Source organism: Pseudomonas sp. GL-B-12 (assembly GCF_019955895.1).
Lineage (GTDB): Bacteria > Pseudomonadota > Gammaproteobacteria > Pseudomonadales > Pseudomonadaceae > Aquipseudomonas.
Genome location: NZ_JAHBCX010000070.1, coordinates 1 through 7,385 on the forward strand (window position 1 = coordinate 1; position 7,385 = coordinate 7,385).

Sequence of the window (7,385 nt, forward strand, 5' to 3'; positions counted from 1 at the left end):
CGAAGGCGTCGTGTCATCCACCTCAATACTGAATGACACACCGCCTTCGCGAGCAAGCCCGCTCCCACAGGGGTCTGTGAATTACCTGACAAGCCGTATAAATTGCCGGTACCCCAACCCGTATTCATGAGGAGAGCGCGCGTGTCGCCAAGCCTGTTCCGACGATAACCATCAGCCCGCTGTGCGTTTTCAGTTTCGCCCTTTTTTCGGCTGCTATTTATTACAGGCCCAGGTTCATGCCCGAATACGTCAATTGGCTTCGTCACGCTTCGCCTTACATCAACGCCCACCGCGATTGCACCTTTGTCGTCATGCTGCCCGGCGACGGCGTTGAACACCCGAACTTCGGCAATATCGTCCACGACCTGGTGCTGTTGCACAGCCTGGGCGTGCGTCTGGTGCTGGTTCACGGCTCCCGCCCGCAAATCGAAGAGCGCCTTGCGGCCCGTGGCCTGACTCCGCATTACCACCACGGCATGCGCATCACCGATGCGGCGACCCTGGAGTGCGTGATCGACGCAGTTGGCCAATTGCGCATTGCCATTGAGGCTCGCCTGTCGATGGACATGGCTTCGTCGCCGATGCAGGGCTCGCGCCTGCGGGTGGCCAGCGGCAACCTGGTGACGGCCCGGCCGATCGGCGTGCTTGAAGGCGTCGACTATCACCACACCGGCGAAGTGCGCCGGGTCGACCGCAAGGGCATCAACCGTCTGCTGGACGAGCGCTCCATCGTGCTGCTGTCGCCGCTGGGCTATTCGCCGACCGGGGAGATTTTCAACCTGGCCTGCGAAGATGTCGCCACCCGCGCGGCCATCGACCTGGGCGCGGACAAGCTGCTGCTGTTCGGCGCCGACCTGGGCCTGATTGACGAACACGGGCGCCTGGTGCGCGAACTGCGTCCACAGCAAGTGCCGGCGCATCTGCAGCGGTTGGGCAGTAACTATCAGGCGGAGTTGCTGGATGCCGCGGCCGAAGCTTGTCGTGGCGGCGTGGCCCGCAGCCATATCGTCAGTTACGCCGAAGACGGTGCACTGCTGACCGAGCTGTTCACCCGCGACGGTGGCGGCACCCTGGTGGCCCAGGAGCAATTCGAAGTGGTGCGTGAAGCGGCCATTGAGGATGTCGGTGGATTGCTGGATTTGATCATCCCGCTGGAGGAGCAGGGCATCCTGGTGCGCCGTTCCCGCGAGGTGCTGGAGCGCGAGATCGAACAGTTCAGCGTGGTCGAGCGCGAAGGCATGATCATCGCCTGTGCGGCGCTATATCAGATTGCCGATTCGGATGCGGGTGAGCTGGCGTGTCTGGCGGTGAATCCGGAGTATCGCCATGGCGGTCGCGGTGATGAATTGCTGGAACGCATCGAGACACGCGCCCGGGCTCAGGGTTTGAAGACTTTATTCGTCCTTACCACCCGCACCGCACACTGGTTCCGCGAACGTGGTTTTGTGCCGAGCAGCGTTGACCGCCTGCCTTCGGCGCGGGCGTCGTTGTACAACTATCAGCGTAATTCGAAGATCTTCGAAAAAGCCCTTTGATGTTGTGGCTATGTGCTTCCTTGTGGCGAGGGGGCTTGTCGGAACGCCGCATCGCCCCGTTGGACTGCGGAGCAGCCCCAAAACCTGCCCGACCGAGTCACATGGTTTTGCGGCCGCTTCGCGACCGAACGGGGGCAAGCCCCCGCGCCACAGGTTTCAGTGGATTATTCAGTGACAAACCTCGCGCTAACATACGGCGAATAATCCGGCAGCACCGTTTCAACCTTCCCTTGCTCCTTCAAGAATTTCGCCGTCTCGCCAATGGCCTTGGCCGTGCCGCCGTCCAGCAGCGCGGTGCTCTGTTGCGCCTTGGCATCCGGGAATGCGGAACCGGCCAGTAACTCGGGCACATCGGCGGCATTGGCACCGGTCAGTTTGGCGATTTTTTGCACAGGCTCCGAGTCGACCGTCCAGTTGGCTTTATGCGCTGCGTAATCAGCAAAGGCGTCGAGGGTGACCTTGGCGAATTTGGCCACCACCTCTGGGTGCTTCTCGGCGTAATCCTTGCGCGCCACCCAGACCTCAAAGGTTGGCGCCCCCCATTGGCCCACCTGCGCAGCGTCGGTCAGGGTCTTGCCACTCTTGCGGATTTCCCCCAGCGCCGGCGACCAGACAAACGCGCCATCAATATCACCACGCTTCCAGGCTGCCGCGATTTCCGCCGGCTGCAGGTTCACCACTTTGACTTTCGAACTGTCCAGGCCCCAGTGCTTCAGCGCGCCAAGCAGGCTGTAGTGGGAAGTCGAAACGAAAGGTGTGGCGATGGTCTTTCCGATCAGGTCTTGCGGCTTTTCGATGCCGCTGCCGTTGCGCACCACCAGCGCTTCGGCGGCATTGATCTGGGCCGAGACGATGAACGCGACAATCGGCAGGTTGCGCGAGGCGGCAGCGGCCAGCGGACTGGAGCCGAGATTGCCGATTTGCACATCGCCCGAAGCAATCGCCGTGACCACTTCCGGGCCGCTGTTGAAGCGCCGCCAGTCGATGGGCTGGCCGATGGCTTTTTCATAAAGGCCATCGGCCTGAGGGACTTTGCTCGGGTCGATGCCGGTTTGATAGCCGACGGTAAGGTTCGCCGCATGAGCGCTGAAAGAAAATGCGAACAATACACAAACTGTAACAATTGGTCCGGATAGTGCGCGTTTGGTCGTCATGGGGGCCGCCTTTCGGTAAAGGATTTGTTTCCGAATTGCGTCAGAAACTAATCGATCTAAAAAAGCGAAAATAAATACCGATTAGGAATTAGCTTATGAGCCAAACCTTCTATCCTGGGGTGGTCGCGCAGTGGGGAGCTAAATTCCTAAACGGTATTAGAAAAGAATCGGGTAATTCTTTTCAGGTTCATGACGAATTCATGACCCTGCAGGGACCAAAAAACCGGGGATTAGACTATGGTCGTAGACACATATGGTTACGATTGACTTATGGGTCACGCTCTGGCGCTAATCGCGCATCTTAGGATTTCGGGCGTCGACTCGAGACCAGGAACACAAGAATTAGAATCGAGAGGAGCTACACAATGAACAAGTCCACCTTGGCTCTGGCCGTGACCGTTGGGGTTTTGGCGCAGCAAGCAGGCGCCGCAGGTTTCCTGGAAGACAGCAAGGCGTCCATCAGCTCTCGCACCATGTATTACGACGCCGATATGCGTGAAGGTGCGAGCACTCCTGCCAACCGTCAGCGCGAAACCGCTGAGGGTCTGAAGTTCGATTACCTGTCCGGTTTCACCCAGGGTACCGTAGGTTTTGGTATCGACGCCCAGGCTCTGGTTGGTATCCACCTGGATGGCGGCAAGGGGCATCACCCGACCGGTAACAGCAACTCATTCTTCCCTAGCGATGGCAATGAGGCGGCCGACGAGTGGAGCCGTCTGGATGGCAACGTCAAGGCGCGCTTCTCGAAGACTGAAGCCCACCTGGGTGGCGCTCTGGCACCTAACCTGCCGATCCTGATCGCGAACGACAGCCGTCTGCTGCCGCAGACCTTTGAAGGTGGCACCATCACCTCCAAAGAAATCGACAACGTGACCTTTAACTTTGGTCAACTGGAGCACGCGTCGGGTCGTGCCTCCTCGAACTCCACTGGCCTGTCTGTGGCTGGCGCTACTCAGGACAGCAACAAATTCCTCTACGGCGGTGCTGACTGGAAGGTCACCAAAGACCTCTTGCTGCAGTACTACTATGCGAACCTGGAAGACTTCTACAAGCAGAACTTCCTCGGTCTGGTGCACGTCTACCCGATCGCGGCCAATCAGTCGTTCAAGACCGATATCCGTTATTTCGATAGCAGCTCCGACGGCAAGAACGGCGATCCGGGTTTCCGTTTCAACAACAACAACGGTTTCGCCAAGACCCCGGGTGAGATCGATAACAAGACTTGGAGCGCCATGTTCACCTATACCCTGGGTGGCAACGCGTTCCTGATCGGGCATCAGCGTGTCAACGATGACGGCGGCTTCGTTTTCTTGAACCAAGGCAACCTTGTCGATGGCAACGGAAATCCTGAAGGTGCCGGCGGCGCGAGCTTCTACTCGTTTACCGACGCCACAGTCGGCAGCTTTATCCGTGCCGGTGAAAACACCACGTTCGGTCAGTACTCCTATGACTTCGCCTCCCTGGGTGTACCAGGCTTGAAAGCTTCGATTGCTTACTTGAATGGCCAGGACATCAAGGCTACCAACGGTGTTGGTAAAGACCTGAGTGAGCACGAGACCGACGCGCGCATTGATTACGTGATTCAAACGGGCGCACTGAAAGGGTTTGGTACGACTCTGCGTCACGGTACCTACCGTGGCAACACCAGCACCCTTGATCAAGACCAAACCCGTCTGATCTTCAACTACACCTACAGCTTCATGTAATTGTCGTAAGAAAAAGCCCCGCTCGCTGGCGGGGTTTTTTTTGTCTATTTTTTGATATTCCATAAAGATCTTTGCTGATTGTTTATTATTCTTTTTAGTTTCTATCCATCCCGCTTAAAGTGCGCCTGTCCGACACTCATCCCTGAGCTCGGATTTGACAGTTTCGTCCCTCGACAATTGATCAGGTTCAGGAATTGGCCTAGCCGCCGATACCTCGGATCTGTCGTGGGAAGTCATATTCCTAAACGATATTAAAAAACACAGAAAAATTCTTTTTGGCTTTAAGGCCATGTATCCTGCGGCCCGCCAAATGACCGGCCTAGACGGTTTGCCGTGAATTTATGCATTCAGGATCCCGGGCAATCGATTCGGGACCAGGAACATCAGAATTAGAAACGAGAGGAGCGAAACATGAACAAGTCCACCTTGGCCATCGCTGTGGCCGTTGGGGTTTTGACCCAGCAGGCAAGCGCCGCGGGTTTTATCGAAGACAGCAAGGCAACACTGGGGCTGCGTAACTTCTACATCAACACCGATTACCGTGACGGCACTGGCCCGAACAAAAACGAAGAATGGGGCCAAGGCTTCGATCTGCGTTTCATCTCCGGTTACACCCAAGGCACTGTCGGTTTTGGTGTGGATGCGATCGGCCTGTTGGGCGTCAAACTGGATTCCGGTGGAGGCACCAACGGCGCGAGCAACAACTCGTACGGCGGCACGGTTTTCCCGAGCAAATCCAACGGCGAAGCGGTTGATGATTTCTCCAGCCTGGGGTTGACTGCCAAAGCCAAGATCTCCCAGACCGAACTGAAGCTGGGTACCTTGCAGCCAAAGCTGCCGGTGATCGTGACCAACGACGGCCGCCTGCTGCCGCAAACCTGGCAGGGGGGCCAGATCGCCTCGAACGACATCAAGGACCTGACCTTGATTGGCGGTCAGATCGAGCAGGTAAAAGGTCGTAACTCGAGCAACAACGAACAGTTGTCTATCTCCGGCGCCAACAGCCGTTCCGCTACAGGCCGCGACAGCAACAAATTCATTTATGCCGGCGGCGACTACAAGATCACCAAGGACCTGACGGCCCAGTACTACTACGGCAACCTGGAAGAGTTCTACAAGCAACACTTCCTGGGTCTGGCGCATAACTGGGCCATCGGCCCTGGCGTGTTGAAGTCAGACTTGCGTTATTTCAACAGCTCCGACGACGGTGCCAACGGTCACGACCCTCTGTACTTCACCACTGGCAATTACAGCGGTGCAGCCAACGGTAAAGGCAAGGTCGACAACAACCTGTACAGCGGCCTGTTCCTGTACTCCGTTGCCGGTCACACCTTCGGCGCCGGTTACCAGGTCAGCAACGGCGACAGCGACTTCCCTTGGCTGAACCAGGGCGACGGTTCGTCGAACTACACCATCACCGACTCGCAAATCCAGAAGTTCGGCCGTGCCGGCGAACGCACCTGGCAGGCACGCTACGCGTATGACTTCGCCAAGGTCGGCGTACCTGGCCTGACGGCGGGTCTGGTGTACCTGCATGGCGACAATATCGATACCTTTAACGCCAAGGGTGGCGAGGCGGCCAATGGTGCTTCCGAGTGGGAGCGCGATCTGAGCGTGGCTTATGTCGTTCAGGAAGGTCCGCTGAAAAACCTGGGTCTGGCGTGGAAAAACGCTACCTGGCGCACCGACCTGCCGAACACGCGTTCGCAGGACGAAAACCGTGTGATCCTCAGCTACTCGATCCCGCTGTTGTAATAGCGCTCGCGTAACCGAGACAAAAAAAGCCCCGCCCGGTATTGCACCGGGCGGGGCTTTTACATTTTCAAGACGGGTTCACCCCCGTAATCCCGCCTTGAAGTTCCCTCTTTGCAGCAACTCAAGGCCTTCTCGAACCTTGGGGGCGATGTTCGGCGGGTTGTGCGAGCACGTCCAGTGAACAGATATTTAATATTTCTTTATGATCTAAATAAATCGATATTTATTCTTTTTAATAGATAAAAAACACAGGCACAGTTGAACCCATCAAGCACTCACAAGGAGCAGCACCATGGGTCTCAGACTTGGCGATATCGCCCCCGATTTCGAACAGAACTCCAGCGCCGGCATCATCCGTTTCCATCAGTGGCTGGGCGATAGCTGGGGCGTGCTGTTTTCCCATCCGGCGGATTTCACCCCGGTGTGCACCACGGAATTGGGCTTCACCGCCAGGCTCAAGGATGAGTTCGCAGTGCGCGGCGTCAAGGCCATCGCTTTGTCGGTGGACCCGGTGGAGTCGCACCACAAGTGGATCGAGGACATCAACGAAACCCAGGACACCGTGGTCAATTTTCCGATCCTGGATGACGCAGACCGCAAGGTCTCGGACCTCTACGACCTGATCCATCCCAACGCCAACGACACCCTGACCGTGCGCTCGCTGTTCGTGATTGACCCGAACAAAAAGGTCCGGCTGACGATTACCTACCCGGCGAGCACTGGCCGCAACTTCCATGAAATCCTGCGGGTGATCGACTCGCTGCAACTCACCGACAACTACAAGGTGGCCACACCGGCCAACTGGCAGGACGGTGATGAGGTAGTGATCGTGCCGTCGCTCAAGGATGAGGATGAAATCAAACAGCGTTTTCCCAAGGGCTATCGGGCGGTCAAGCCTTACCTGCGCCTGACGCCGCAGCCAAACCGGTAAGTCGCCGGCATCGGCGGTGTGGCTGATGCCGTCTTCGCGAGCAAGCCCGCTCCCACATTTGTCCGCGTCCATCTGTGGGAGCGGGCTTGCTCGCGAAGGCGCCGGGTCAGGCACCACAGGCCTCACAGTTAACAGCACCCACAAAGCAGGGGATTTTCAGGCCGTTTCGACGGCCTGTTTTTTTGTGCGCCCAGCATGGGCGCAATCTTGCGGGTGAAAGTCCCGTCGTAAGCTGACCACAGCGAACGAAGTGAAGCGCAACTGCATGAGGGCGACCGAGTGTGGGGAGGAAGCGTGAATCGAA

General features: G+C 57.5%; 5 protein-coding genes. 4 read left to right on the top strand and 1 reads right to left on the bottom strand.

Going from position 1 to position 7,385, the window contains the following annotated elements; genetic code table 11:
* Nucleotides 1-236: 236 nt before the first annotated feature.
* Entirely contained in the window at nucleotides 237-1,535 is a 1,299-nt protein-coding gene (gene argA, locus KGA85_RS28385; RefSeq protein ID WP_223455481.1) for an amino-acid N-acetyltransferase, read from the top strand.
* 164 nt (nucleotides 1,536-1,699) lie between these two features.
* On the opposite strand, the gene tauA is transcribed toward argA, so the two are convergent.
* Nucleotides 1,700-2,689 carry a taurine ABC transporter substrate-binding protein gene (gene tauA, locus KGA85_RS28390; RefSeq protein ID WP_223543559.1) on the bottom strand — a complete coding sequence of 330 codons (990 nt, stop codon included), beginning with the start codon at nucleotides 2,687-2,689 and terminating at the stop codon, nucleotides 1,700-1,702.
* Between the two features lie 365 nt (nucleotides 2,690-3,054).
* Between tauA and KGA85_RS28395 the strand changes: the two genes are divergently transcribed.
* From KGA85_RS28395 to KGA85_RS28405, 3 genes are all read left to right on the top strand, one after another.
* The gene (locus KGA85_RS28395; RefSeq protein WP_223455485.1) at nucleotides 3,055-4,395 is read left to right on the top strand and encodes an OprD family outer membrane porin; all 1,341 of its coding nucleotides are present in this window, start codon (nucleotides 3,055-3,057) and stop codon (nucleotides 4,393-4,395) included.
* Nucleotides 4,396-4,806: 411 nt separating this feature from the next.
* Complete coding sequence (locus KGA85_RS28400) at nucleotides 4,807-6,150, top strand: OprD family porin (RefSeq protein ID WP_223455487.1); 1,344 nt, start codon at nucleotides 4,807-4,809, stop codon at nucleotides 6,148-6,150.
* Nucleotides 6,151-6,442: 292 nt separating this feature from the next.
* On the top strand, nucleotides 6,443-7,081 hold the full coding sequence (locus KGA85_RS28405) for a peroxiredoxin (protein WP_223455489.1): 639 nt from the start codon (nucleotides 6,443-6,445) through the stop codon (nucleotides 7,079-7,081).
* The last annotated feature ends 304 nt before the right edge of the window (nucleotides 7,082-7,385 follow it).

What these genes read in the sequence shown, in the direction of transcription:
- argA (WP_223455481.1), top strand. Translation starts at nt 237, where the DNA reads ATGCCCGAATACGTCAATTGGCTTCGTCACGCTTCGCCTTACATCAAC.
- tauA (WP_223543559.1), bottom strand. Translation starts at nt 2,689, where the DNA reads ATGACGACCAAACGCGCACTATCCGGACCAATTGTTACAGTTTGTGTA.
- KGA85_RS28395 (WP_223455485.1), top strand. Translation starts at nt 3,055, where the DNA reads ATGAACAAGTCCACCTTGGCTCTGGCCGTGACCGTTGGGGTTTTGGCG.
- KGA85_RS28400 (WP_223455487.1), top strand. Translation starts at nt 4,807, where the DNA reads ATGAACAAGTCCACCTTGGCCATCGCTGTGGCCGTTGGGGTTTTGACC.
- KGA85_RS28405 (WP_223455489.1), top strand. Translation starts at nt 6,443, where the DNA reads ATGGGTCTCAGACTTGGCGATATCGCCCCCGATTTCGAACAGAACTCC.